Raw genomic sequence first — 25,883 nt, forward strand, 5'->3', positions numbered from 1 at the left:
ACCGATCGAATGAAAGATTTCCATGGAAGGATCGCCGTCGTGACCGGGGCCGCCAGCGGTATCGGGCGGGAGCTCGCGCTCTCGTGCGCGCGCGCCGGAATGTCGGTGGTGTTGGCCGACGTGGACGAAGAGGGGACCGCGGCCACCGGCGAGCTGCTCGCGCCTCTCCTCGCGCCCTCGGGTGCCGCAGCGCTCTCCGTGCGCTGCGACGTCTCCAAAGACGAGCAGGTTCGGGAGCTCTCGGAGCGCGCGTTCGAGCGGTTCGGCGCCGTGCATTTGCTCTTCAACAACGCCGGCGTGGGGGTGCTGGGCCCCGCGTGGACCACCACGGCGGAGGATTGGCAGTGGGTGCTCGGCATCAATGTGATGGGCGTGGTGCACGGCATCCGCCACTTCGTGCCGCGCATGATCGCGCAAAACGGGGAGGGGCACGTGGTGAACACCGCGTCGGTGGCCGGCCTGGTCTCGGTGCCCGGCAGCAGCGTCTATTGCGTGAGCAAGCACGCGGTCGTCACCCTCTCGGAGTGCCTCCACCACGATCTGCGCGTGGCCGGCTCCACCCTCGGCGTCTCCGTGCTCTGCCCGGCTTACGTCAACACGGGCATCGCCGACTCCGACCGCAATCGCCCCCAGGAGCTGCGCGCCACCAACCCGCACGCCTCCGAATACGACATCATCTTGCGCAGGGCCCTGCTCGCCGGGAAGCTCACCGCGGCCGACGTCGCCGCCGTCACCCTGGAGGCCATCGCCCAGGAGCGCTTCTACGTGCTGCCCCACGGCAAGATCAAGGCGGCCATCGAGACCCGCATGCGCGACATTTTGGATGACCGCAACCCCACGAACACCGTCCCCGTCGGCGCGAAAGGAGAGCCCCGGTGAACTTCGAATACTCGGCCAAGACCCAGGAGCTACGCGGCCGCCTCCACGCCTTCATGGAGCGCCATATCTACCCCAACGAGAGGCCCTTCTACGAAGAGGTGGCGCGCGGCGATCGATGGCAGCCCGTCTCGATCCTGGAGGCGCTCAAAGAAGAGGCGCGCGCGGAGGGCCTCTGGAACCTCTTCCTGCCCGACTCCAAGCGCGGCGCGGGGCTCACCAACCTGGAGTACGCGCCGCTGTGCGAGATCATGGGCCGCGTGATTTGGGCGCCCGAGGTCTTCAACTGTTCGGCGCCCGACACGGGCAACATGGAGACGATCGAGCGCTATGGCACCCCCGAGCAGAAGGAGCAATGGCTCGCGCCGCTGCTCGATGGAAAGATTCGTTCCGCCTTTGCGATGACCGAGCCCCTGGTGGCCTCCAGCGACGCCACCAACATCGAGAGCCGCATCGTGCCCGATGGTGACCACTACATCATCAACGGACGGAAATGGTGGTCTTCGGGGGCCAGCGATCCGCGGTGCAAGCTGTTCATCGTGATGGGGCAGACGGAGCCCGAGCACCCCAACCGGCACCTGCGTCAATCGATGATCCTCGTGCCGCGCGACGCGGCGGGTCTGACCGTCGTGCGCAACCTCACCGTGTTCGGCTACGACGACGCACCGCACGGACACGCCGAGGTCCTGTTCGAGAACGTGCGCGTTCCGGCCGAAAACCTGCTTTTGGGCGAGGGCCGCGGCTTCGAGATCGCGCAGGGGAGGCTGGGACCGGGACGAATCCACCATTGCATGCGGCTCATCGGTTTGGCCGAGCGGGCGCTCGAGGACATGTGCAAGCGCACTTTGTCGCGTGTTGCCTTTGGCAAGCCGATTGCCGAGCAGACCGTGACCCTAGAACGGATCGCCGAGTCGCGTATTCTTATCGACCAAGCGCGTCTTTTGGTGCTGAATGCCGCTTACATGATGGATACGGTGGGGAACAAAGTCGCGCGGAAGGAAATCGCGATGATCAAGGTGGCCGCCCCCAATATGGCGTGCCAGGTGATCGATTGGGCCATCCAGGCCCATGGTGCAGCAGGTCTATCCGGCGATTTTACACTCGCCTACAATTACGCGCAGGCGCGGACCCTTCGCTTTGCCGATGGGCCGGACGAGGTGCATCGCAACGCCATCGGTAAAATGGAGTTGGCCAAGTACCAAATGTAGCCGCTGCCACCAGGAAATCCCGAGAGCCGCCGAAACCCACCCGGAACCCGGAAGAGGAGGCGAACGATGTCCGAATTACCTTGGATCCCATCGTACCCGGCCGGATTGAGCCATGACCACGAGATTGTACGTACAACCGTTTGGCAGATCCTGGAGGACGCGGTGGCGCGCTGGCCCGACCACCCCGCCCTCGACTTCATGGGAAAGAAGCGCACGTACCGGGAGCTCTCGGCCATGGTGCGGCGCGCCGCCAACGGCTTTCGCGCGCTGGGCGTAAAGCCCGGGGTGAACGTGGGTCTGTATCTGCCAAATACGCCGCACTACGTGGTGGCATTCTTCGGCATCCTCCAGGCGGGCGGCACGGTGGTGAACTACTCGCCGCTCGACACCGAGAAGGTGCTCGCGCACAAAATCGAGGACAGCGAGACCGACATCATGGTCACGCTCGACGTGAAATCCCTGTATCCGCAGATGGTGCAGCTTCTGCAGAGCACGCGGCTGCGAAAGCTGGTCGTCGGCGCCCTCTCGGAGATGGCCGAAGCCCCCAATGCCGTGCGCGAAAAGCTGGAGGCCGCGGGGCACCTGGCCGAAATCGCATGGGATGATCGGCACATGACGTTCGAGGCTTTGTTGGCCAATGATGGCCATGGCGAGCCAACGCCGCTGGCTGATGCGGAGCTCTCGGAGCGGGTGGCCGTCATCCAGTACACGGGGGGAACGAGCGGGCAGCCCAAGGGCGCGATGCTCACCCACGCCAATTTGTCGGTGGCGTGCAATCAATATTGGACGACGGCGCGCGCGGAGCCGAGAATCCTCCAGGAGGGGCAGGAGCGGTTTCTGGCGGTGCTACCCTTGTTTCATATTTACGCGCTGACCGTCGATATGCTGTTTGGCATTCGCATGGGGGCCGAGATCGTCCTGCACGCGCGCTTCGAGGTGGAGGCGGCGGTGCGCGACATCGCCGCCAAGAAGATCACCGTCTTTCCCGGCGTGCCCACCATGTTCGCGGCCATTTTGCACCACCCCGGGATCGAGCACCACGATCTGAGCTCGCTGAAATTCTGCGGCTCGGGGGGAGCGCCCTTGCCGCGCGAGGTGCAGCAGCGCTTCCGTGGCTTGACGGGCTGTCTCTTGTGCGAGGGCTGGGGCATGACGGAGACCTCGCCCACGGGCACCTTCACCCCCATGGATCGCGAGCCGCGCCTGGGGTCGTGCGGGCTGCCGATGCCGGGCATTTCGTTCGAGTTCGCCAATGTGGAAAATCCGAACGAGACGGTGCCCTTGGGGCAGCGGGGCGAGATTTGCGTCAAAGGCCCCAACGTGATGTTGGGCTATTGGAAGAACCCCGCGGCCACCGCCACCTCCCGCACCAAAAACGGATTCTTTCGCACGGGGGATGTCGGCTACATGGACCGCGACGGCTTCGTGTACATCGTCGACCGCACCAAGGACATGCTCCTCTGCGGCGGCTTCAACGTGTACCCGCGCACCATCGAGGACGCCATCTACGAGCACCCCGCGGTGGCCGAGGTCACCGTCATCGGCGTTCACGACGATCGGCGCGGGCAAGTGCCCAAGGCGTTCATCAAGCTGAAGCCGGGGGCCAAGGAGCCGACCCTGGAGGAGCTCCAGGCCTTTCTCGAGGGCCGGGTGGGCAAGCACGAGATGGTCAAGGCGATGGCCATCCGCGCGGAGCTGCCGAAGACGTTGGTGGGCAAGCTCTCCAAAAAGGAACTCTACGAGGAAGAAGCGAAAGCGAGGCTTTGACGATGCCGGCTACACACTACGAGCGACGCGGCACGGTCGCCGTGATCACCCTGGATAACCCGCCCGTGAACGGCCTGGGTCACGCCGTTCGCCTGGGGATCTGCGAAGGCCTGGAGCGCGCGGAGGCCGATCCCGAGGTGTCGGCGGTGGTCCTCACGGGCGCGGGGAAGGCGTTCTCGGGCGGCGCCGACATCACCGAGTTCAAAAGCGGAAAGCAGCTCGCGGAGCCCATGTTGCGGTCCGTGATCCGGGCGCTGGAGGCGAGCACCAAGCCGGTGATCGCCGCCATTCACGCGGTGGCCATGGGCGGCGGGTTGGAGCTGGCGCTGGGTGCCCATTTTCGGGTGGCGGCCGCTGGGGCCAAAATTGCGCTGCCGGAGGTGAAGCTCGGCCTCCTCCCCGGCGCCGGCGGCACCCAGCGCTTGCCGCGCGCCATCGGGCTGGAGGCGGCGCTGAACATGATCGCCTCCGGGGAGCCGGTGCTCTCGGAGAAGCTCGCGGGCACCGCGCTGTTCGATCGGCTGATCGACGGCGACTTGGTGACCGGCGCCGTGGCGTTCGCCGAGGAAATCGTGCGCGAGAAGCGGCCCTTGAAGAAGCTGCGCGACGCGGCGGTGGAGCACCCCAACCCCGAAGGATTCGTGCAGTTTGCACGCAATACCGTCGCGGCCATGGCCAAGAACTTTCCGGCGCCGCTCGGGTGTGTGGACGCGGTGGCGGCGTCCACCGAGCCGTTCGAGGTGGGGCTGCGCAAAGAAGGGGAGCTCTTTCAGCGGCTGATGGCGACCCCCGAGTCGCGCGCCCTGCGGCACCTCTTCTTCGCGGAGCGGGCGGCGAGCAAGATCGCCGATGTTCCCCCGGAGACCAAGGGGCGGCCGATCCAGCGCGTGGCGATCGTGGGCGCGGGGACCATGGGCGGCGGCATCGCCATGTGCTTTGCCAATGCGGGCATCCCCGTCACCGTGCTGGAGGCCAAGGAAGAGGCGCTCGGAAAGGGCCTTGGCGTCATTCGCAAGAATTATGAGAGCACGGTGAAAAAGGGAAAGCTCCCGGCCGATAAGGCGGAGGAGCGGATCGCCCGAATCCAGGGTACGCTCGCGTACGAGGATCTGGCGAATGCCGACTTGGTGATCGAGGCCGTGTTCGAGGACTTGGCGGTCAAACAAGGCGTGTTTACCAAGCTGGATGCGGTGATGAAGCCGGGGGCCATCCTGGCGAGCAACACATCGACCCTCGATCTCGATAAGATTGCCGCCTTTACCAAGCGGCCGGCCGACATCGTTGGAATGCACTTCTTCAGCCCAGCCCATGTGATGAAGCTCTTGGAGGTGGTGCGCGGCAAGGCCACGGGCAAGGACGTGCTGGCCACGGTGATGGATGTGGCCAAGAAGATTGGAAAGACGGCGGTCGTGTCCGGGGTGTGCGATGGTTTCATCGGCAATCGCATGATCGAGCGCTATGGGCTGCAGGCCGCGCTTCTGCTGGAGGAAGGGGCGCTGCCCGCGCAGGTGGATCGGGCGCTGGAGCGATGGGGCATGGCGATGGGGCCATTCCGCATGAACGATCTCGCTGGAAATGACATCGGCTGGGCCATCCGCAAACGGCGCTACGTCGAATATCCGGAGATCGTGTACTCGAAAATTGGCGATCGGATTTGCGAGCTGGGTCGTTTCGGGCAGAAGACCGGAAAGGGGTGGTATCGGTACGAGCCCGGGCAGCGCGATGCGATCCCCGATCCGGCGGTGGACGAGTTGGTGATCGCGTATTCGAACGAGATCGGCGCCGCGCGTCGGGCCATATCGGACGAGGAGATCGTCGCGCGCTGCATCTTTGCGCTCGTGAACGAAGGGGCCCAGATCGTCGAGGAGGGCATTGCGCAGCGTGCGTCCGATATCGACGTCGTGTATGTCTCTGGTTACGGCTTTCCGCTGTACCGTGGCGGGCCGATGCTCTATGCGGATGAGCAAGGGCTACCGAATGTGCTCTCCGCCATGCGACGCTTCGGGCGCACGGCGCGGGGTGACCGGAGCTTCTGGGAACCGGCGCCGCTCTTGGCGCGTCTTGCGGCCGAGGGGAGGACTTTCCATGGTTGACGCCGTCATCGCATCCACCGCCCGCACGGGGCTCACCAAATCCTGGCGGGGTGCGTTCAACATGACCCATGGCGCTACCTTGGGGGCGCACGTGGTGAAGGCGGCCATCTCCCGCGCAGGGGTCGAGGGCCCCGAGATCGAAGATGTGGTTATGGGTTGCGCGAACCCCGAAGGCGCCACGGGGGTGAACATCGGGCGTCAGGTGGTGCTGCGCGCGGGCTTGCCGGTGACCGTGCCCGGCATGACCGTCAATCGCTTTTGCTCGTCGGGGTTGCAGAGCATCGCGCTGGCCGCGCAGCGGATTCAAAGCGGCGAGGGCGAGATCATCGTGGCGGGCGGCGTGGAGTCCATCTCCTGCGTCCAGAACGAGGCAAACCGGCACATGATCCACGAGCGCTGGCTTTTGGACAACAAGCCGGAAATCTACTGGCCCATGCTGCAGACGGCGGAGACGGTTTCCAAGCGATATGGCATTTCGCGCGAGCGGCAGGACGAATACGGCGTGCAGAGTCAAAGGCGCGCGGCCGCGGCCGCCGCCTCGGGCAAGTTCGATGACGAGATCGTGCCCATCACCACCTTGGCCGCCCTGGCCGACAAGGCCACCGGGCGCCTCTTCACGAAAGAGGTGACCACGGCGGCCGACGAGGGCATCCGGCCGGACACCACGTTCGAGGGCGTCTCCAAGATCCGGCCGGCCCTCCCCGGCGGGGTGATCGCGGCCGGCAACGCCAGCCAATTTTCCGACGGCGCCTCGGCGTGCGTGGTCATGAGCTCGGCCTTGGCCGAAAAGCGCGGGCTGCGGCCGCTCGGGATCTTCCGCGGCTTTGCCGTGAGCGGGTGCGAGCCCGACGAGATGGGCATCGGGCCTGTCTTTGCCGTGCCCAAGCTGCTCGCGCGCGCCGGCCTCTCGGCCTCGGATATCGGCCTTTGGGAGCTCAACGAAGCTTTCGCCGTACAAGTGATTTATTGCCGCGATCGACTGGGGATCCCCGACGATCGCCTCAACGTCAATGGTGGTGCGATTGCCGTGGGGCATCCCTACGGCGTCACCGGCTCGCGATTGGTTGGCCACGCGCTGATCGAGGGCCGGCGCAGGGGGGTGAAGTACGTCGTGGTAACCATGTGCATCGGCGGCGGACAAGGCGCGGCCGGTCTTTTCGAAGTGGCATGACAAGGAGCCCCCCATGATCGCAAAAGCTACTCGACTGGGGACGACGGCCGCCGACGCGCTGGCCGCCGATGACAGCCCCGATTTCATTACCGCGGTCGCGCGCGCGTTCGCCGTCCTCCGCAGCTTCAAGCCCCGTGAACGGTACCTCGGTGTTCGGGAGATCGCCCGCCGCACGGGGCTCCCCAAATCGACCATCGGGCGAATTTGCTATACGCTGACGCAACTGGGTTATCTGGAATTTCTGCCGGCCGAGGAGAAATACTCCTTGGGCATCGGCGTGCTTTCCCTGGCCCAGCATTTCCTCGCCGGCCTCGATGTTCGAGGCATAGCGCGGCCGTTGATGCAGGAGCTCGCCGAGCAGGTGCACTCCACCGTGGCGCTGGCGGCGCGCGACAGCGATCAAATGGTGTTCATCGAGATCTGCCATGGGCACCAGCTCTTTCGTCTCAGCCTGGAGGTGGGCGAGCGGGTGCCGCGGGGCACCACGGCGCTGGGGCGGGCCGGGCATGTGGCTCTGTCGGAGGAGGAGCGCGCGCGCGTCCTCGCCTCGTACCTGAAAAACGTGCCGCAGGAGGAGTGGCCGCCGATTCAGAAGGGCCTGCGGCGCGCGGTGGAGGACTACGACAAATACGGCTTCTGCTTCTCGGTCGGGGAGTGGAACAAAGGGGTCTCGGCGGTGGGGGTGCCGCTGGTGCTCCCGAGCGACGGCAAGCTGCTCGCCATCAGCTGCTTCGGGCCCGCCCAAGAGATGACGCGCGAGCGCATGATCCAGGAGATCGGGCCGAAGATCGTCGAGCTGCGCGATCGCATCAAGGCCAAAATGGGCGGCTGACGACTCGAGGAGTTGCAAACCTACCCACGATGTCGTGATCTGCAGGACGCGGAGGTGCGCGGCCTTGCCGCGCTCCGATGTTCATGCGGAGGTGCGGCGCCTTGCAACCGTTCATCATCTACAGCCAGGATTCCCCCGAGCACGTCGAGCAAGTCCGGCGTCTGGCCCACGATCTCGCGCAGGCGGGCATCCCGTGCGACATCGATCTGCTCGCAAAAACCCCCGCCGAAGGCTGGCGGCTTTGGGCGGAGGAGCGGGCGCGCACCGCAGAGATCACGCTCATCGTCGTCACGGCCCCCTTTGCGCGCCGCATCGAGGCGGCGGTGGTGGCCGACGGCACGCCACGCCACGATGCCAAGCTCGCCGCCGGATTGCTGGCGCCACGCCATCTTCCGGGCTCGGACGGAAAATCCGTCTTCGTGATTGTCCCGGACGATGTCTCCCCGGCGGTGGCGTTCACGGTGGCGCGTTGGGCACCGAGCTTTCGTTATCCCTCGGACATCGCACGGATCCGAGCGACCCTTGCCGTCAGGGCTGCGAGCCAATCCGGCGGCGGTGCACGGACCTTGTCCGCCACCATGCAAACCGCGCCACGGAAGACCCCGAGCAGCGGGCGGGGGACGAGCGCGTCATGGTACGGTCCCGAGGCGGCCGCGCGCCTGGCCAACGAGACCTTGGTGTCCGTGTACGAGAGGAGCGGCGCCTCCGATGTGTTCGTGCGCCCCTCGGGCGATACGGACACGGGCACGGTGGACGATCTGGTCGCCTATGCGAAGCAGGCGATCCTCCACGATCCTTCCGCGCTGGTGCTCTTGCTCGGCAACTACGGGAGCGGCAAAAGCTACGCGGCCCAGCGTCTGGCCTACGAGCTGGCCAAGGACTACCTGGCCGGGCACCCCGGGGTCCCCGCCACATTTTATTTGAACCTGTCGTTTGCGCGCGCGCAGATGACGGGGCCGGACGCCGCCTCCCCCGGCGCGGCCCTGGCGAAGGCCATTTCGCTCTTTGCGGCGCGCTACAACATGGCGCTCTCCGAGCGGGAGCTTTTGGAGATCCTGACCGCGGGGCCCGCCACGGCGCTGGTGCTCGATGGTCTCGACGAGATGGGCGAGCGCATCAAGCGCGAGGAGACGCCCAAGTTTGCTGCCGCCTTGGAGGAGCTCCGGAAGATTCCGGGCCTGCGCGTGTTCTTGACGTGCAGGACCACGTTCTACAAGGAGAGCGTCGACGACGACCAAATCCCCGCCACCCGCAAGATCACCCTGCTGCCCTTCGACGATCGGCAGATCGAAACGTACCTCGCGCGTGCGTCGTCGGCCGTTCGCGCGCGCCTCATCGGCATGCTGGATCGCGTGCCGCGGCTGCGGGATCTGTGCCGCACGCCCATCCATCTTTTCCTCTCGCAGGAGTACGTGGCCGAGCGCTCGGACGTCAGCGCCGACTTCCGCTTGATCGATTTGTACGACGCCTTCGTGCGAAAGAACCTGGCCGTTCACGCCACCACCAACCCCGGGTGGTCGCCCCGCGCGCGCCGCGCGTTCGTGCGCAGCCTCGCGTACCATATGTTCGACGAGGGGCTGATCGAGATGAGCACCGACGAGCTGGTCCGGGTGCTCTCGGAGGAGCTCCCCGATGCCACCCCGGCCGAGCGCGCGGAGACCGCCACGCAGATCAAGAACTGCAGCTTCTTCGTGCGCGCGGGCGCGACCTTTCGACCTTTGCACCTTTCGTTCCTCGAGTACTTCGTGGCGGAGGTGCTGGTGGAGGAGCTCTACGAAGGGAACATCGAAAAGTGGAACCGGCGGCCGCTCTACGCCGAGGTGTTCGACTTCATGATCCAGATGATCCAGCGGCGGGGCCGGGTCGATTTGCTCCCCGTGCAGGCCATCGTCAACTCGGAGACGCAGGAGGCGCCGAGCAATTTCATTGCCACCATGTACCGCTGGGCGGTACCCGAGGTTCGTCCTTCGTTCGAGAAGCTTTTGCTCGAGGGCAAATGGGGGCTGGTGCGCTGCACGGCCTCCTCCGGCATCGGCATGTACAATTCGCCCGACGTCGTTCCGTGCTTGCTGGCCTCGTTCGACACCGAGAAAAATACGATCCTGCGCGCGGTGGTGCAGCGCCTTCTGCAGCGCCTGCGCGATTTGCCCCAGTGCGAGGCCGAGCGCGAGGACATCGATGCGCGGCTGGCCATCGCGCTTCCGCTCGTCCACGAAGACGCCGAGGACGTGCTCCACACGAAAAAGTCGGTGTTTCCGCTGCAGGCGTACCGAAAAGCGCTGCTCTTCGGCGATGGGCGCCCAAGCTCCACGATTGCTGCCGTGTATCTCTTGGCAGGGGTGAACGACACGGAATCGTTTCCCGATATCGAACGCATTGGGCACGCGAGCCGGATCCCCGCCATCCGCAGCGCGTATGAGCACGCGCGCGCCCTCGCCCCGCTCTCCGAGCTGCCCGAGCTCCCTCCGGTTCCTCCTCCTCCTCCTCCTCAAAACGAATCAACCGCCAGGGTGCAAGGATCGCCAGGCGTTACGATATGAATTTTCTTTTTTGGATCTTCTCTCTCTTGGCGGTCCTTGCGCCCTGGCGGTTGATCCTCTGAATTTTCATGATCAACATGATGAGATGAATGCCGTACGTCCCGGTGTCTTCTTCAAAATTGCTCTCATCGACATCGATCCGCGGGTGCCGAACATCACCACGCCCTATGCCATGCCACGGCACGGGGTCTTGGAGGTGGGCACGGCCGCGAGCCTCGCAGGACACGATGTTTCGGTGTTCTGCGAGAGCGTTAATGGAATCCCCTGGGGCGATCTGGCGAGCTTCGATGTGGTGGGGGCGGCGGTCACCGGATCGAACTTGTCGCGGGTCGAGGAGCTGTTCGTCAGGCTGCGGCGGGTGGCTCCGCATGTGCGTTTGGTGGCCGGCGGCCCCCATGCCACCCTGAGCCCCACCGAGGTGGCAAGGTTTTGCGACGTGGTGGTCCGCGACGAGGGCGAGCTGGCCTTTCCGGAGGTGCTCCTTGCCTTTTCGAACGGCGCGGGGCTCCAGGGCATCGAGGGCATCTCGTATGCGAAGGACGGGTACGTGCATCACAACCCGCGGCGCGCGTTCAAATCGTCGTTTGGTCGGGTCGATGATTTGAGCTTGGTGAAAGGCTTCGCCAAGCGCCCGGTTTGGGCCGACGTGCTCCTTCGCAAAAAGTACCCCGTTGGCTATGCGACCACCTCGCGCGGCTGTCCATTCCCGTGCACGTTTTGTTACGAAAATATGATTGGCGGCACCGGCTTTCGAAGGCAGCCCGCCGATGTGTTCATCGAGAACGTGCGCCGCCGGCGCGACTTTTTTGGCATCACGCACTTCTGGCTCGCCGATAGCAACTTCACCACCAACCCCAAACACTGCGAGGAGATCGCCCAAGCGCTGGTGCGCGCGGATCTCGGGTGCACCTTCTCGGCCCTCTGCCGGGTCGACGCGGGAAAGCGCCCGCGGCTCCTGGAGCTGCTTCGCCGCGCGGGCTTCGTGAACGTGACCCTCGGCATGGAGGCGACCACCGACGATCGGCTCCTCGACTTGAAGAAGAAGCAAAGCGTGGACGAAATTGGGGCCGCGGTGCGGGCGATGCATAACGCGGGGCTCAGCGTCATGGGGCTCTTCATGGTCGGCTTCGACGAGGACGACGAGACCACGGCCGACCGCATCGTCGACTTCTGCGAGGCGCACGAGGTCGACAACATGAGCATCTATTGCCTCACCGAGTACCCGGAGCTCCCCGGCCGGACCTTGCCGCGGTACCGCGTGTGCGAGACCGATCTCGACTACTACACGGGCCATCACGTCACCACGTTTCCGCTGCTCCTTCCGCCGAGCGCGCTGGAGCGCTCGGTGTTTCGCGCACTGCAGCGTTTCTACCGTCCGCAGAAAATTTGGTCGAACCTGCGCCGCGGGCAGCTCGCCGAGGCCTTTGCGGGGTTTGGCATCCGCACCATCTTGCGCGAGCTTGCTGCGGTGTCGAAAGCGCACTGCGCCAAGCTCGAGGCGCTGGAGGAGCCGTACTACAAGGCGTATGGCGGCTCGTCCGACATGAAGCACGGCAGGCTCGATCTCGAGCACCTGCGCAAGCATCCGATCGTCAGGCACCCGCTGCGCGCGGACACGCTCGCAGGTTGGGACGATCCCGAGCCTGCACCACGCCTCGTGCAACTTCGACAGCGGCCCGTTCGGATTGCATCGGGGGCGTGACAGCGGGCTTTCGTGAGCGCGGCGCGGCGTGTATGATCGGCCAGACGTTCTTCGGGGGGCGATCCTGCTCCGAACGGTGGGTCTGGTGGCGTCTAGAGAACAGCTTCGCACGCGGTGGGAAGGGCAGGGCGACCTGCTCGGCGCGATCGTGCAGCGATGCGTTCGGGGTGAGCCATGGGCGTCGCTCCTTCATGAGCGCGATTTTCCGTTCGTGAACGAGGTCTCGCGGGGGCGCGATCTTCGCGGCGCACCGCTGGCCGGGGTGCAGCTGGTGGGCGTCGATCTTTCGGGTGCGGACCTTTCGGACGCGGATCTTCGCGCCGCCGATCTTTGCGAGGCCACGCTCATCGACGCCATCTTGCGCGACGTGCGCGCGGCCGAGGCCACCCTCTGGCGCGCCGATCTTTGCGGCGCCGATCTGCGCGACGCCGATCTGACGAAGGTCAATGGCTACCAAGTGAACCTGCGCGGCGCGTGCCTCGATGGCGCGCGCCTGATCGAGGCGTACTTCGAGCAAGCGAACATCTACGGCGCGAGCCTCCTCGGCGCCAACGTGTTCGGCTCCCGCTTTCCGCGCGCGAACCTGGCGCGTTCGCGCATGGGCAACGCGCGCGCCGAGGGGGCGGACTTCACCGAGGCGGATCTCTCGGAGGCCGACCTCGAGGGCGCGCAGCTCTCGGGCGCCCTCTGCGCCGGCGCCACCCTCTCGGCCGCCGTCTTGCGCATGGCCAAGCTCGCGTCGGTGGATCTGTCGCGGGCCGATCTGGAGGGCGCCAGGCTCCTTGGCGCCGATCTCCGGAGCGCGAACCTTTCGCACGCCAACTGTCGGCATGTGCTCTGGGCCGAGGCCAACTTGGAGGGCGCCAATCTCTCCGGGGCGGCGCTCTACAACAGCACCATCTTTCTCGCCCAAGGCTTGGACAGCGTGTCCGCCCTGAACGTGGATGTGGGCTCCGCGCCCGACCGTCCCAGCTTGCAATCGTGGACCGACTTCGTGGGCCGGCTGCGCGGCCTCTACGGCGAGGACGGCGTGACCACCCGCAACGGCGCCGAAGCCTTCGACCTCGCCCAGGCATCTCCGGCCGCGCAAGCCGCGGACGGAAACGCCGACGCGGGCAAGCCGGACGCGAACGGCGCCGGAAATGGCGACGGCGCCAACGGCAGCACCCCGCTCTTTTCGCAGGGGAGCTTGTTCGGCCGGTACGTCATCGACGAGCTCCTGGGCGAAGGCGGCATGGGGCGCGTTTACCGCGCGCTCGACACCCGCCTTGGCCGGCGGATCGCGCTCAAGGTGCTCCCCTCGAGCGATCGCACGGGCGACGGCGCAAACCGCGCGAGCCGCCTCGAGCGCGAGGCGCGCACCACCGCGCTCATCGACTCGCCGTATGCGGTGGCTATTTTCGATGTGGGCGACGTCGATGGCCATCCATTCATCGCCATGGAGCTGGTGTCGGGGCACACCTTATCGCACTACACGCACGCCCCGCAGCCGGGCTGGGCCAAGCGCGTGCGCTGGCTGGTTCAAATGGCGAGCGCGCTCGAAGCTGCCCACCGTGTGGGCATCGTGCACCGCGACGTGAAGCCCGAGAACGTGATGATCCGGGAGGACGGCATCGCCAAGGTGCTCGACTTCGGCGTGGCCCGCCGTCTCTTGGGGACGCACGGCCAGATGCTGCCTTCGCCGGAGCTCCTGGCCACGGTCACCGTCGAGGGAGCGCCCATCGGCACCCCGCTGTACATGGCCCCCGAACAAATCCGCGGCGAGCTGGCCGATGGCCGCACGGATCAATTCGCGTGGGGCGTGACGGCGTACGAGCTCTTGGCCAATCGCTCCCCGTGGATCGGGAACTCGTATTCCATCTTGGCCAAGATCCTCACCGAGTCGCCGGCGCCACTTCGCTCGCTCGCGCCCTCGGTGCCGGAGGGCGTGGAGCGCGCGGTGACCCGCGCCATGTCGAAGACCCGCGACGCGCGCTATCCGACGATGGCCGCGCTGGTGGCCGAGCTGGCCCCGTTCGCCGAATCGTTCGACGAGCCGGGCCAGCACGTGCTGCCGCTCGCCGCCGACCCGCCCTGAACGATGCCGATTCACGGCCGCCGTTCTCCGAAATGGGCCGACCATCCCGTCCATCACGTAAGGAGCACGAAGTCATGCAGATCAATGGGATTGCCCATATCCAATTGTCCGTCAGCGACCTGCCGAGGAGCCGGGAATTCTACCGAAAGCTCTTTGCTTTCTTCGAAATGAGCATCGTCTTCGACGACGCCACGACGTTTTACGGCGTCGGCGGCAAAACCGGCATCGTGATTACCCGGGCGGATCCTGCGCTCGGACCGTTCAACCAACGCCATGTCGGTCTTCACCATGTCTGTTTTCGCCTGCGCAGCCGCGAAGACATCGACCAGCTCCACGCCTTCCTCGTCGACATCGGCGCCCCCATCGTGCACGCGCCCGAGGACGGTCCTTGGGCAAAGGGCTATTACTCGGTCCTCTTCGAGGATCCCGATGGCATCCGGCTCGAGGCGAACTACGTGCCCGGCAAAGGGAACCTGGATCCCGACGTCAAGCTGCCGCTCGGCGTGCCGTAACGGGGTTTGGGGCTAACCGAAACAGAGCGCTCTATCGAACACGCGCCCATTCCAAGCCTAGCCGAAAGCAAGGGGCCGTGACGGGCGATGCGGCTCGATCGGGACGGGGCGTGGCCCCACGTTCTCGAAGCCCTTCACGCCAAACGCGAGGGGACCCGGCCCACCGACACTCCGCCGCGCTATCGTTTCCTTTCGATGAGCCGTCGAAAACGCTACACGCGGAACCTTGGACGGACTTCCACTGAAAGCATTCCGAAGCGAGGCGTTGGCTCGTGCTACGTCCGATTTTGCCATGAATACGAACCCTACGGTGTGTTCTCCTACTTGAGCGACGCGCGCCGCTGTCTTCCCGAGCTCGATCGCGCGGAGCTGGAGGACATCGTGCAGTGGTTTCGTGACCACCTCGACGAACCGGCTTGTATGGTGCCGGCTCGCGTCGCCCGAGATTCGACCGGTGATGACGAGCCATCCGCCGTGTGCTGGTTTCGCGCCCGTGCTCTGCAGCACATCGCACGCGCACGACGCCTCAGCGTCCTGGTACGTCGCGCACGAATCGCCATCATCGAGCGATGGAGCGACGAGGTACCGGGGGAAATCTGCTCCGAGGACGCCGAGCAAGTGGCCGTGGCATCGTTCTGGGATTGAACGCGTGGCTGTCGCATGCCGCGCTCGAACCGACTTTCCCCAGGCCGCGGTCACCGATTGGAAGACGTCCGTGAGATGGCCGGCGCGCGCACCGAGGGTCGTGGTTCGTTCATGGAGCTGCGTTCAGCAAGCTCCGGACCATGGGGAGAAGCTACCGGCGAAGCCCGAGGCGGCCCATCTGCATCGTCATGGGATGGACCTACACCGACTGCCTTCTGCCGAACCGCCATGACGCGAGCAGCCCCATGACCGCGGCGACCGCCAGAAGCTGTGCAATCTTGAACCATGCATCGGCCCGCACGGTGGCCGCGTTCTCTTCCTGCCACGACCAGCGCGGGAAACGCTCGAAATCCGTCTCGACGATGGCGATGCCGTCGAGGACGCGCGGTACGAAATAGCTCTTCCAGCTTTCGTGATAGGCGATGACCTGCTGCTTGAAGCGTTCGTAGCGCCGGGTCCCGTTGCCGGCGAGTGAGGCCATTCCCTCGTTGGCGACGATCGCCGGCGAGATGAAGCCGAAACGATCGACCAGCGCCTGCTGCGCGCCAAGCTGGCGATCGAAACGTGACAGCACGTCGGTGAGCTGCTGATCGACGAAGGCGTCCATGAGATAAAAGGCGCGCAAACGGGAGGCCACCTCCAGGCGGCCGTCCTTGGGCAGGAGCGTTTCGGGCCGATCGACATAGTCGTAGTCCGTGCTCCAAAGGTGCTTGTAGCGATTGAGCCCGTCGATCGTGACGAGCCGGGTCTGCGTGGCCAGATCGGTCCGCGACGGTGCGGGATGAGCCCTCGATACCGCGAGGTTCATCGCCACCGGCACCACGAGGACGAGGAGCACCCAGGTGCCGATCAGCAGCAGCGCATTGGTCGCCGAGGCTCGTCCGAGCGAGGCGACGAGGGCGCTCAGGGCAAACCAGAATAGCCCGTAAGCGATCACCAGCGCCATCCAGAGGGCGAGAGTCCCCAGCGCCGCACCGTCCAGGAGCGCCTGCCGCGTTGCGATCACCGCGAGCGCGGGTACGAGCACCGCCAGGCCGAGGATGACGCCCGCGCGCACCACGATTTTTGCCAGCACCAAGAGCGGTAAGGTCAACGGCTGCGAGAGAAGCATGCGCAAGGTGCCCTGGTCGCGCTCGACGGACAACATGTTGAAGCTGATCGCGAAAATGAACAGCGGGAACATGTAGATTAGAACGAACGCGAGATCGAACTGGCCGCTCAGCAGCTTCCACGGGCTTTCGACCTCGCTCTCTTCCAAAAAGGCCGTCCGGCTTTGGATGGTCACGCGGTAATAGTCGGCCAGCATGTCCGACTGCCCGGCCGCCACGGGGGATAGCGCCAAGGTCGGGAGGATCGCATATTGCGCGCCCATCTTGCCGCCGATCGACGAGGGATCGACCGGGTTGGCGAAGGGGGCGGGCCGTTGCTGCCGTGCCATCACCCGATGCCATTGCGCGATGTTGTCGGCGTTGGTCTTGGCCTGGCCCGCCACGAGCGCCTTCACCACCTCTTCGCGCCGCCGGGTCTCGTGAAGACCGGTGAAGAAGCCGTAGAGCAGAAGGATCGAGAACAGCACGGCGATGGCTGGGAGCGTCCGGTCCGCGATCATCACGCGCAATTCGTGCCGCATGATCCGCGCGAGGGTCGATTTTCGGGAAGTAGCCATGATCAGAGTGGCCTTCGCGGTGCCACGGCGAGGGCGGCAGCGGCGGACAGAACGAGCGTCACGAACAGCACCGCAGCGCTGAGCCAGGCGGCTCGCCAGGCAAAGCCCACCGTAGGTGTTCGGTAGTCGAACGGTGGAATTTCAGCCCAGAGGCTCTTGTCCGCCTCGTAAGCGAAGTGCCGGCCACCGAGCGGATCGGCGTGCTCGACGAGATCATCGCTCACCATGTCCTGGATCTTGCGGCGGTGCCTCTCTGCGGCGCTGGCGAAGTCCCGATGCTGGGCGAAATCGGTCCCGGCCATCGCCATCGAGAACGACCGCAGGGCCAAGGTCGGCGCGACGAAGCCCGACAGTTCCTGCGCGGTGCGCTGGCGTTCGAAGTTGTCCCAGAGCGCCCCGAAATGCCGATCGAAAACGGTATAGCCTGCCTGATCGTTCTTCTCGAGCGCAATGCCCCATTTGTTGAGCGGGAGGTCCGGGCTCCAGGCTCGGTCGACGCCGAACTGCTCGCTCCACACGCGGCCTTGGGTTTTATCGAGGTCGTCATCGAGTGCCCGGTTGAACTCCGTGCGCGATGGCGAAGGGAAAGATGCGTCCGAAAGATCGGAGATCGCGCGCGGCAGGAGCACGGCGCTGGCGATCCAGATGCCGAGGAGAGCGATCAGCGCCATTCGCGACGTTCGCATCCGGGCAGACACCGCCAAGGCGACGAAGATCCATATACCGAGATAGGCCGCATAGCCGACGGCGAGGCTCGCCAGGCGGGCGATCGTATCGGCCAGTCGCGAGGGGGGCGACTGGATCAGCGCGGCGGCAGCGCCGACCGCACCGCCCGACAGCAGCAGGATCGCGATCGACCCGCCGAGCGCCAGCGCCTTGCCCGCGAGCAGCGACCGGGCAGGCACGCCGAGGCTCATCACTTGCCGGAGCGTTCCCTGTTCGCGTTCGCCGGCGAAGGCGTTGAAGCCCAAAATGATGACGAGCAGGGGCCCCAGCACCTGGATCACCCAGGCCCCCGAGAGCGTGCCGAAGCGCTGCAGGCCGGTCGCATCCTGCGCCGGCCGGAACCTCGTCTCGCTCTGCCGATGCGACTGCAGCCACAGCGTCGATCCGACATAAGGCCCGATCCCGGGGTCGATGATCGACAGCGGCGGCTCGGGCTTGAAGACGTGCATGCCTTGATGTGCCGCATCGTGCGGGTGCCGCGCGCCCTGGGCGAGCCAGTCGTCATAGTCGAGCGCCTGCGCGGTCACGCGCTCGGCCTGCAGCGCGGCCTGGCGTTGCCAGCCGACCGCGAGCGCCGTGAGGAGCAGCACCACCATCAGAGCGCCCGTCCACGGCAAGCGCCCATCGCGCACGAACTCGCGAAAGTCCCGCGCGGCAATCCGAACGATCGCACTCATGCGCTCATGTGCCGCAGGTAGAGCGCCTCGAGATCGCTGTGCGAGATGTCCTCGCTGCTCAGGCTTTCGACCAGGCAGCCCTGCTTCATGATCCCGATGCGGGTGCCCGTCTGCTTGGCATGGAAAAGGTCGTGCGTCGTGGTCAGCACGGCGACGCCGCGGTCGCGCGCGCGCTGCATCAATCGCGAGAACTCGTGGGCCGCGCTCGGATCGAGCCCCGAGGTGGGTTCATCGAGCAGCAGCGCCTTCGCGTTCTTGGCGAGCGCGATGGCGATGCCGACCTTCTGCCGCATGCCCTTGGAATAGGTCGAGACCCGGCGATCGGCGGCGGCGGGATCGAGCCCCGCCTCCTCGAGTAGACCGATCAACGTTTCGCGCGAGTGGTCTTCGCCGGTCGCCAGTGACGCGAAGTATTCGAGGTTCTCGTAGCCCGACAGCACGCCATAGAGCATGACGGTTTCGGGGATGTAGGCGACATCGCGCTTGCACGCGATCGGGTGCTCGGAGACCGATCGGCCATTGATCCGAACCTCGCCCGACGTGGGGTCGAGAAAATCGAGGAACAGATTGACGAGCGTCGTCTTTCCCGCGCCGTTCGCGCCGAGCAGGCAATAGATTTCGCCGGGCTCGACGCGCAGGCTGACTGCGTCGAGCGCGCGCTTGTCGACAAAAATTTTCGATACTTCCAATGCCTCGAGCATCGTCTACTCCTCGCGGTGGGGAATCGCGACTATGCCGAAGCAATAGCAGCACGAACGCGTGACGGCGACGTATTCGAGCGCGACACATTGACGCAGCGAGGGATCTCGTGATCGAGTATCCAACAATCGAACGAATATGCAACTATGGATTTTACGTAAGGTTGCCGCCGAAGCTCCAAGAGCCAATCCGTATCGAATATTCAACAGTCGAACGAATATGCAATTATGGATTTTACGTAAGGTTACCGCCGAAGCTCCAAGAGCCAATCCGCAAATTCGCGGAAGGCTCCGTATCCGCCGTTCGCCTTGCAGCGATGATGCGCCAAGGGCAGCACGGAGGGGTGCGCGTCGTTCGGCGCCGCGGTGAGCCCGCGCTCGGCGACGGCCTCGAGGACCCCGAGATCGTTGACATCGTCGCCGATGTACGCGAGCTCCGACAGGGAAAACCCCGTATCGCGCGCGATTTGTGGCAGGTGCGCGCGCTTGTCGTGGATGCCCATGTAATAGAGGTGCATGCGCAGCTTTTCCGCGCGATGCGCGACGATGGGGGAGCGCTCGCGCGTGAGGAATGCGGTGATGATTCCCCGCTCGCGGAGGAGCTCCACGCCCATTCCATCGCGCACGTTGAAGCGCTTCATGGCCTCGCCCTCGGCGGAGTAGTATACGCCGGCGTCGGTGAGCACGCCGTCGACGTCGGTGAGCACCAGCCGAAGGGCGCTCGCCCGGCGTTGGAGCTCCTGCCGCGTGAGGCGCGCCGGAGGTGTGAGGAGGCTGGCTACTTCGCGGTCCATCCACCGTCCACGATCAGGTTGGTGCCGGTCACATAGGCCGATGCATCGCTGGCGAGGAACAGCAGCGCCCCGCGGTAGTCGTCGGGGCGGGCCATGCGACCGAGCAAGGTGCGGCTCGAATAGCTGGCGACGAAGTGCGCGTCCTGGCCGTTCTGCACGCCGCCCGGCGAGAGCGCGTTGACCCGCACCCCCGCGTCGCCCCAATACGCGGCCAAGTAGCGCGTAAAGGAGAGCACCGCGCCCTTGGACGTGGGGTAAACGGGCGACTTGAAGAACGTCTGCTCGCCTTGCGGGGTGCGGTAGAGCGCTTGATCCGGCGCCACCACGCCATACGTGGAGGCTACGTTCACGATGGAGCCGCGCCCGGCTTTGGCCATCTCGGTGCCCAGGATCTGCGACGCCAGGAACACCCCCGTGACATTCACGTCCAGCGCGCGCCGCCAGCGCCGCAGGGCATACTGCTCGAAGCGGGACTCCTCGAGCGCGGTCGCCGGGAGCTCCACTTTGTCGTCGATGGCCGCGTTGTTCACCAGCACGTCGAGGGCGCCGAACTGCTCGAGCGCCGCGTCGCGAAGGGCGAGCAGGCTCTCGGGGCTCGTCACGTCGGCGTCCATCATCAGGACGCCGGAGGCGCCCCGCGCGCGCAGCTCCTCGGCGAAGGACAGCGCGGAGCCCGTGTCGAGATCCGTCGCCACGATGCGGGCGCCCGCGCTGGCGAGCGCGCGGCAATGTTCTTTGCCGAGCAGGCCCATGGCGCCGGTGACCACGGCGGTGCGGTCGTGAAGGTCGAAGAGCGACGAGGCGGACATGGCAGACGGCGCGTTCATCGGAGCTGCGCTCCATTCTCGGCGCCGCCTGCGCCCGCAGGAGGGTGCGTGCGCGGCCGCGGGGCAGGGCGGGTGTCGAAGTTGGAGGTGCGGCGGAACATGGGCTCGATGGGCTCGCCGAGGATCGCTTCGCGCAAGCGCCCGTCCTGGACCGCCTGCTCGAGCGCCTTCAGCGCCATCCGGTAGCCCGTGAGCACGCGCTCGATCTCGTAGTCCTGGTGGGCATACGTCACATTGTGAAAGCCGCCCCACAGGATGCCGTGCCGGACGAGCTCCTGCTGCACGAACGACTTCATGAGCAGCGCGCGCTCCCCGTCGAAGAGCACCATGCTGCGCGGATCGGGCCCCACCGCGCGGGTGTACCCCAGGCCCAGCTCGCGGGCGATGGCGTTGTACCCATCGCGCAGCTTGCGCCCTTGCGACGCGAGGTGCGCGAGCACGTTGCGCGCGCGCATCTCGCCGAGGGTCGCCTTGGCGGCTGCCAAGGACAGCGCCTCGCCGCCGAAGGTGGTGAAGAAGAAGACGTCGCGCTCGAGCAAGCTCATGACGTCGCGCCGGCCCGTGAGCACCGACAGCGGCATTCCATTGGCGATGGCCTTGGAGAAGCACGCCAAATCGGCCTGCACGCCGAAGTGCTCCTGCGCGCCGCCGAGCGCCAGCCGAAAGCCCGTCCACATCTCGTCGAACACCAGCAGAACCCCGCGACGCGTGCAGAGTGCACGCAATTCCTCGAGGAACCCCGGCTTGGGCATCTCGAAGACCACCGGCTCCAGGATCACGCACGCGGTGTCGTCGTCGATGGCCCGCTCGACCGACCCGAGATCGTTGTACTCGAAGGTGTAGGTCAGGGCGGCCACGTCCTCCGGGATGCCGCGGCGCCGATCGGTGACCGCGATGTACCAGTCGTGCCAGCCGTGGTAGCCGCACGAGAGCACCTTGTTCTTGCCCGTAAAGGCGCGCGCGAGCCGCACGGCGGCGCTGGTCACGTCGCAGCCCGTCTTGCTGAAACGCACCATCTCCGCGCCCGGTACGCACTCCCGTACCAGCTCGGCCACCTCCACCTCCAGCGGGTGCATCAGCGAAAAGGTGATGCCATCCTCCAGCTGGGCGCGGATGGCGTCGTCCACCGCCGGGTTGCAGTACCCGAGCGACAGCGGACCAATGGCCATCTGAAGATCGATGTACTCGTTTCCATCCACGTCCCACACGCGCGCGCCGCGCCCGCGCTGCAAATACTTCGGCGCCACGCCGCGAACGTACTGCCCCGGGCCCTTGGCGAGGGTCTGCGTGCAGGCGGGGATGAGCCCCTTGGCGCGCTGGTGCAGCTCGTTCGACTGGGCGATGTTCGGCAAATGCGACTCGGGCCGGTTCGGCAGGGGATCGCGAAACCGCGGGCGACCGAGCTCGTTCGAGATGCGCTTGGCGATCGATTCGCCATCGAAGCCCTCGTGGGCCAGAACATCGGCCAGGAGGGCAGGGCGGAACCATCGCGACAGGGCAATGGGCAGCACGCGCGCCGTGAGTTGCTCCGCGAGGAGCGTCTCGGCCACGATGGAGTAGAGGCCCCCCGTGATCAGGTGGTCCTCGAGCACCACCAAGAGCTCCGTCTCCTTGGCCGCGCGAACGATGGCCCGCGTATCGACCGGCACCAAGGAGCGCATGTTCAAGAGCCGCACGCGCACCCCGGCCTCTTCGAGCAGCTCCCGCGCCCGAACCGCCTCGCGGAGCATGAAGCCGTAGGTCAGCAGGGTCACGTCGTGCCCTTCGGAGAGCTGCTCGGCCTTGCCCAGCGCAAAGGGCAGCGCGTGGTTCACCACGGCCGGGGTCGCGCAGAAGCGGAGGTACGTGGGCTCGCGCGACGCGATCACCACCGGCAGCGCGCTCACCAGCTCGACCTCGTCGGCCGGGCAAACGATCTGCATGCCCGGCACCGCGCGCAGCACCGCGACGTCCTCGATGGCCTGGTGCGTGGGGCCGTTGGCCTCGGACAAGAAGCCGGGAACGGCGCCCACCAGGGTCAGGGGCAGCTCGGCGATGCCGATGTCCGTGCGCACGAACTCGAAGGCCCGGAGCACCAGGAAGGTCGAGAGGGCGTGCGCCACCACCCGGCGGCCGCGCAGCGCGAGCCCGGCAGCGGCGCCGATCATGGTCTGCTCGGCGATGCCGACGTCGATGAAGCGGCCCTCGAGCTCCTTGGGCACATTGCGGATGGCGGCGCGATTTTCGGCCGTCATCACGATGAGATCGGGGTTTTGCCGCGCGATGGCGAGCAGGGTCTGTTCGTAGGTCATCGCACCACGAGTCCTTCCGATTCGATGCGGGCCCGCTCACCGTGGTGAAGCTCGGCCAGGAGTTGTTCGACTTCGTTCTCGGTGAAGTTGCAGAACCAACGATCCGCGCGCTCCTCGATGCTGGGCAGCCCTTTGCCGCGCACCGTGTCGCAGACGATGACCGTGGGGCGGCCGCTCGCGCGTGGGATGCGCGCGAAGGCCGGGGCCAGCGCGTCGTGATCGTGCCCGTCGACGCGGACCACCTCGGCGCCAAAGGCCCGGAATTTGGGCTCCAGCGGCTCCAGCGGGATCAACTCCTCGGTGCGGACATTGGCTTGGAACTGGTTGCGGTCGACGATCGCCACCAAGTTGTCGAGTTTCTTGGCGCCCGCCACCAAGAACGCCTCCCACACCGAGCCCTCGTCGAGCTCCCCATCGCCCAAGACCACGAAGATGCGGTTCGAGCCCCCGCGCAGCTTGACGTCGAGCGCGATGCCCACGCCGACCGAGAGCAGATGACCGAGGGAGCCCGAGTGAAACTCGATGCCGGGCACCGCCCGATTGGGGTGCCAATAGAGGTAGTCGTCCGGCCGCAGGTGATTGCGCAGCCGCTCCTTGGGAAAATAACCCAGCTCGGCCAAGGTGCCGTAGAGTGCGGGCACGTCGTGGCCCTTGGACAAAAGCAGGTAGTCGCGCCCGGGATCGTCCATGGCCTCGGGGCGCACGCGCAGCACCCGCGAATAGAGGTGCACGAGCAAATCCGCGCACGAGAGCGAGGCGCCGATGAAGCACCCCCCGCGGGTCGACATGCGGATGACGTGCTCGCGCACGCGGAGGGCGAGCGCCTCGAGCGCGCGGCGCTCCTCGTCGGGGAGCCCCGCGCGGCGCTCGTCGTCGCGTTGTCCAAGTCGTTCTCCGTGCTGCGGCGGTGTCTGCTCAGGCGATGCGAGCATGCTCGTCCTCCCGTGGTTCGACCGCACGCGTGTCGGCGAGGGTCTTGGTGCGAAGCTCTCCCAAGTGATGCCGGTACCAATTGACCCCGGCGTAGCGTTCGTGGATCTGCAGGAGCTCCGGCTTCTGCTCGAGCAGCGCCAGGATCGCGTCCAGGGTAAAGGGCGCTTGCGAGGTCTGGAGCTCGTCGTAGACGCGCGCCACGAACGCGTAGTCCTCCTCGTAGTCCACCGTGAAGCGGTGCGAGCGCGAATAGTCCATGCCCGTCTCCCACGCCACGTTGAGCAGCATGAAGCGCTCCGGGTGATCCCAGAGAAAGGGCGTGGTGTGCTCGCGCTCGAAGTCGCGCACCGCCCGCTCGTGCGCGATGGCCAGGGCATCCATGGTCATCACCTCCACGTCGTTTCCATCGGGCCACGAGGGCGGGTGCAGGTTGCTCGCGTAGTCGACGCCGGACGCGTGGAGGAAGGTGCCGATGACCCGATCGATGGCCGCGGGATCGATGAGCGGGCAATCCGAGGGGATCTTCACCACCACGTCGGCGTTCTTCTCCCGCGCCAGGCGGTAGTGCCGATCGAGCAAGTCGGTCGGGTGCCCGCGGAAGACGTCGAAGCCGGCGCGGCGCGTGGTCTCGACGATCGGATCGTCGGCCGGATCGGTGGTGGTGGCGACCACCAGATCGAACACGGCCTGGGCCGAGTCGATCCGTTCGAGCTGGCGGATCAACATGGGCCGGCCCGCGAGCGGGCGCAGGACCTTGCCCGGCAGCCGGGTGGAGCTCACCCGGGCTTGAACGACGACCAACGTCCTCATGCGACCCCCTTCGACGAGCGCCATGGCGACGAGTGCAGCGGCCCCTTGACCCGTCGCAGCGGCACCACGCGCGAGCGCCCGGCGAGCTCCCGGCAAATGGCGGCGATGCGTTTGCCCGATGTGCCGCCGTTCTGCACGGGCGAGAGGGCGCGCAGCTGCTCGGTCGGAAAATTGGAATACAGCTCTTTGCCCAGCGCCAGACCGACGAACGCCGTCGACGACCATTGGGTGATGAGCACCTCGCAGTTGGCGATCATGGCCTCCGCGCTGCCGTGCGCGTACACCCGCGCGTTCGGCGCCCATCTGCGGATCTCCGCCGTGGAGCGCGCGGCGTTCTCGTTCGGGTGGAGCTTGAAGACCAAGGGCCTGCCGGCCGCGATGCGCAGCGCGCGCGTCACCAGCTCCCGGCGGTCATCGCGTTTGAAGGTCTCGCGGGTGTCGGAGGTGCAGACCAGCACATAGCCATGGAGGGGAAAGTCGTTGTCGCGGTATCGCTCGCAGTCGTCGAAGTTGGGGATCCCGGTGACCACCACCCGCGCGGGATCGGCGCCCTCGCGGATGAAGTGTTGCCTGTAGCCTTCGCTGGCCACGCAGAAGCGATCGAAGAGGCCGCTGGTGCCGGTGAGGGTGGTGCCGGCGAGCCAGCGGGGGAGAAAATCGACCCGCCGGCAGATGGCCGCGAAGATGCCCGAGGGATCGAGGATGCCCTCTTGCACCACCACCAGGGGCGCGCGGCGCGCGACCCGCGGGAGGACGAGATCGGTGCAGCTTACGACCAAATCGTAGCCGCCCCGCTCGCCGTGCATGTCGATGTCGAGATCGTGATCGCGGAGGTACTCGAGGCACAGCTTGCGCAGCTTGTCGCCGCAGATGGTGCGCTCGGCCAGGCCGAGGTGCCGGAGCACCTCGATGGCGTGGTCGCCGAAGAACGGCGTGAACGTGGCCTTCCATCCGCGCAGCTCGCGCGCGACGGCGTGAACTTGCTTCGTTTGATTCACCGATCCCCCGATGAACAGCGCGCGCCTCATATGGCGTTCT

General features: G+C 66.2%; 20 protein-coding genes. 11 read left to right on the top strand and 9 right to left on the bottom strand.

Annotated elements, in window-relative coordinates:
* Nucleotides 1-9 precede the first annotated feature (9 nt).
* The 11 genes from LZC94_15240 to LZC94_15290 all read left to right on the top strand — a co-directional run bounded on the left by LZC94_15240 (nucleotide 10) and on the right by LZC94_15290 (nucleotide 15,423).
* Entirely contained in the window at nucleotides 10-879 is an 870-nt protein-coding gene (locus LZC94_15240; protein ID WXB18582.1) for an SDR family NAD(P)-dependent oxidoreductase, read from the top strand.
* Nucleotides 876-2,084, top strand: a complete 1,209-nt coding sequence (locus LZC94_15245; GenBank protein WXB18583.1) for an acyl-CoA dehydrogenase family protein — start codon at nucleotides 876-878, stop codon at nucleotides 2,082-2,084. The genes LZC94_15240 and LZC94_15245 overlap by 4 nt, the downstream gene beginning before the upstream one ends.
* Nucleotides 2,085-2,150: 66 nt before the next feature.
* Nucleotides 2,151-3,851: a long-chain fatty acid--CoA ligase gene (locus LZC94_15250; protein ID WXB18584.1), complete on the top strand. Its 1,701-nt coding sequence runs from the start codon at nucleotides 2,151-2,153 to the stop codon at nucleotides 3,849-3,851.
* Nucleotides 3,852-3,853: 2 nt separating this feature from the next.
* Nucleotides 3,854-5,944 (top strand): 3-hydroxyacyl-CoA dehydrogenase NAD-binding domain-containing protein, encoded by a 2,091-nt coding sequence (locus LZC94_15255; GenBank protein ID WXB18585.1) that lies wholly within the window; start codon nucleotides 3,854-3,856, stop codon nucleotides 5,942-5,944.
* Nucleotides 5,937-7,115, top strand: a complete 1,179-nt coding sequence (locus tag LZC94_15260; protein ID WXB18586.1) for an acetyl-CoA C-acyltransferase — start codon at nucleotides 5,937-5,939, stop codon at nucleotides 7,113-7,115. The genes LZC94_15255 and LZC94_15260 overlap by 8 nt, the downstream gene beginning before the upstream one ends.
* A gap of 13 nt (nucleotides 7,116-7,128) precedes the next feature.
* Complete coding sequence (locus LZC94_15265; GenBank protein ID WXB18587.1) at nucleotides 7,129-7,947, top strand: IclR family transcriptional regulator; 819 nt, start codon at nucleotides 7,129-7,131, stop codon at nucleotides 7,945-7,947.
* Nucleotides 7,948-8,048: 101 nt separating this feature from the next.
* The gene (locus LZC94_15270; protein ID WXB18588.1) at nucleotides 8,049-10,487 is read left to right on the top strand and encodes an NACHT domain-containing protein; all 2,439 of its coding nucleotides are present in this window, start codon (nucleotides 8,049-8,051) and stop codon (nucleotides 10,485-10,487) included.
* Nucleotides 10,488-10,572: 85 nt separating this feature from the next.
* A complete protein-coding gene (locus tag LZC94_15275) occupies nucleotides 10,573-12,189 on the top strand; it encodes a radical SAM protein (protein ID WXB18589.1) in 1,617 nt (538 codons plus the stop codon).
* An 85-nt stretch (nucleotides 12,190-12,274) separates the two neighbouring features.
* Nucleotides 12,275-14,266 (top strand): pentapeptide repeat-containing protein, encoded by a 1,992-nt coding sequence (locus tag LZC94_15280; protein WXB18590.1) that lies wholly within the window; start codon nucleotides 12,275-12,277, stop codon nucleotides 14,264-14,266.
* Nucleotides 14,267-14,340: 74 nt separating this feature from the next.
* Entirely contained in the window at nucleotides 14,341-14,778 is a 438-nt protein-coding gene (locus tag LZC94_15285) for a VOC family protein (protein WXB18591.1), read from the top strand.
* Nucleotides 14,779-15,090: 312 nt separating this feature from the next.
* A complete protein-coding gene (locus LZC94_15290; protein WXB18592.1) occupies nucleotides 15,091-15,423 on the top strand; it encodes a hypothetical protein in 333 nt (110 codons plus the stop codon).
* Between the two features lie 199 nt (nucleotides 15,424-15,622).
* Here the strand turns inward: LZC94_15290 and LZC94_15295 are convergent, their stop codons facing one another.
* The 9 genes from LZC94_15295 to LZC94_15335 form a co-directional block, all read right to left on the bottom strand.
* Nucleotides 15,623-17,089, bottom strand: coding sequence for an ABC transporter permease subunit (locus LZC94_15295; GenBank protein WXB18593.1), 1,467 nt, complete (start codon nucleotides 17,087-17,089; stop codon nucleotides 15,623-15,625).
* 2 nt (nucleotides 17,090-17,091) lie between these two features.
* On the bottom strand, nucleotides 17,092-18,492 hold the full coding sequence (locus LZC94_15300) for a DUF3526 domain-containing protein (protein ID WXB18594.1): 1,401 nt from the start codon (nucleotides 18,490-18,492) through the stop codon (nucleotides 17,092-17,094).
* Complete coding sequence (locus tag LZC94_15305) at nucleotides 18,489-19,193, bottom strand: ABC transporter ATP-binding protein (GenBank protein WXB18595.1); 705 nt, start codon at nucleotides 19,191-19,193, stop codon at nucleotides 18,489-18,491. The genes LZC94_15300 and LZC94_15305 overlap by 4 nt, the downstream gene beginning before the upstream one ends.
* A gap of 242 nt (nucleotides 19,194-19,435) precedes the next feature.
* Nucleotides 19,436-19,984, bottom strand: coding sequence for a 3-deoxy-D-manno-octulosonate 8-phosphate phosphatase (locus LZC94_15310; protein WXB18596.1), 549 nt, complete (start codon nucleotides 19,982-19,984; stop codon nucleotides 19,436-19,438).
* A complete protein-coding gene (locus LZC94_15315) occupies nucleotides 19,969-20,811 on the bottom strand; it encodes an SDR family oxidoreductase (GenBank protein WXB18597.1) in 843 nt (280 codons plus the stop codon). The genes LZC94_15310 and LZC94_15315 overlap by 16 nt, the downstream gene beginning before the upstream one ends.
* A complete protein-coding gene (locus tag LZC94_15320) occupies nucleotides 20,808-23,102 on the bottom strand; it encodes an aminotransferase class III-fold pyridoxal phosphate-dependent enzyme (GenBank protein WXB18598.1) in 2,295 nt (764 codons plus the stop codon). The genes LZC94_15315 and LZC94_15320 overlap by 4 nt, the downstream gene beginning before the upstream one ends.
* Complete coding sequence (locus LZC94_15325) at nucleotides 23,099-24,034, bottom strand: transketolase (protein ID WXB18599.1); 936 nt, start codon at nucleotides 24,032-24,034, stop codon at nucleotides 23,099-23,101. Before LZC94_15325 ends, LZC94_15320 begins: the two co-directional genes overlap by 4 nt.
* Nucleotides 24,018-24,845, bottom strand: a complete 828-nt coding sequence (locus tag LZC94_15330) for a glycosyltransferase family protein (GenBank protein ID WXB18600.1) — start codon at nucleotides 24,843-24,845, stop codon at nucleotides 24,018-24,020. Before LZC94_15330 ends, LZC94_15325 begins: the two co-directional genes overlap by 17 nt.
* A complete protein-coding gene (locus LZC94_15335; protein ID WXB18601.1) occupies nucleotides 24,842-25,873 on the bottom strand; it encodes a hypothetical protein in 1,032 nt (343 codons plus the stop codon). The genes LZC94_15330 and LZC94_15335 overlap by 4 nt, the downstream gene beginning before the upstream one ends.
* Nucleotides 25,874-25,883: the final 10 nt, after the last annotated feature.

Source organism: Sorangiineae bacterium MSr11954, from assembly GCA_037157815.1.
In the GTDB taxonomy this organism is placed as follows: Bacteria; Myxococcota_A; Polyangia; order Polyangiales; family Polyangiaceae; genus Pendulispora; species Pendulispora albinea.

Excerpts from the sequence above, each read along its gene's own strand:
- LZC94_15240 (WXB18582.1), top strand. The coding sequence starts at position 10 with ATGAAAGATTTCCATGGAAGGATCGCCGTCGTGACCGGGGCCGCCAGC.
- LZC94_15250 (WXB18584.1), top strand. The coding sequence starts at position 2,151 with ATGTCCGAATTACCTTGGATCCCATCGTACCCGGCCGGATTGAGCCAT.
- LZC94_15255 (WXB18585.1), top strand. The coding sequence starts at position 3,854 with ATGCCGGCTACACACTACGAGCGACGCGGCACGGTCGCCGTGATCACC.
- LZC94_15260 (WXB18586.1), top strand. The coding sequence starts at position 5,937 with ATGGTTGACGCCGTCATCGCATCCACCGCCCGCACGGGGCTCACCAAA.
- LZC94_15265 (WXB18587.1), top strand. The coding sequence starts at position 7,129 with ATGATCGCAAAAGCTACTCGACTGGGGACGACGGCCGCCGACGCGCTG.
- LZC94_15275 (WXB18589.1), top strand. The coding sequence starts at position 10,573 with ATGAATGCCGTACGTCCCGGTGTCTTCTTCAAAATTGCTCTCATCGAC.
- LZC94_15285 (WXB18591.1), top strand. The coding sequence starts at position 14,341 with ATGCAGATCAATGGGATTGCCCATATCCAATTGTCCGTCAGCGACCTG.
- LZC94_15295 (WXB18593.1), bottom strand. The coding sequence starts at position 17,089 with ATGGCTACTTCCCGAAAATCGACCCTCGCGCGGATCATGCGGCACGAA.
- LZC94_15300 (WXB18594.1), bottom strand. The coding sequence starts at position 18,492 with ATGAGTGCGATCGTTCGGATTGCCGCGCGGGACTTTCGCGAGTTCGTG.
- LZC94_15305 (WXB18595.1), bottom strand. The coding sequence starts at position 19,193 with ATGCTCGAGGCATTGGAAGTATCGAAAATTTTTGTCGACAAGCGCGCG.
- LZC94_15310 (WXB18596.1), bottom strand. The coding sequence starts at position 19,984 with ATGGACCGCGAAGTAGCCAGCCTCCTCACACCTCCGGCGCGCCTCACG.
- LZC94_15315 (WXB18597.1), bottom strand. The coding sequence starts at position 20,811 with ATGAACGCGCCGTCTGCCATGTCCGCCTCGTCGCTCTTCGACCTTCAC.
- LZC94_15320 (WXB18598.1), bottom strand. The coding sequence starts at position 23,102 with ATGACCTACGAACAGACCCTGCTCGCCATCGCGCGGCAAAACCCCGAT.
- LZC94_15325 (WXB18599.1), bottom strand. The coding sequence starts at position 24,034 with ATGCTCGCATCGCCTGAGCAGACACCGCCGCAGCACGGAGAACGACTT.
- LZC94_15330 (WXB18600.1), bottom strand. The coding sequence starts at position 24,845 with ATGAGGACGTTGGTCGTCGTTCAAGCCCGGGTGAGCTCCACCCGGCTG.
- LZC94_15335 (WXB18601.1), bottom strand. The coding sequence starts at position 25,873 with ATGAGGCGCGCGCTGTTCATCGGGGGATCGGTGAATCAAACGAAGCAA.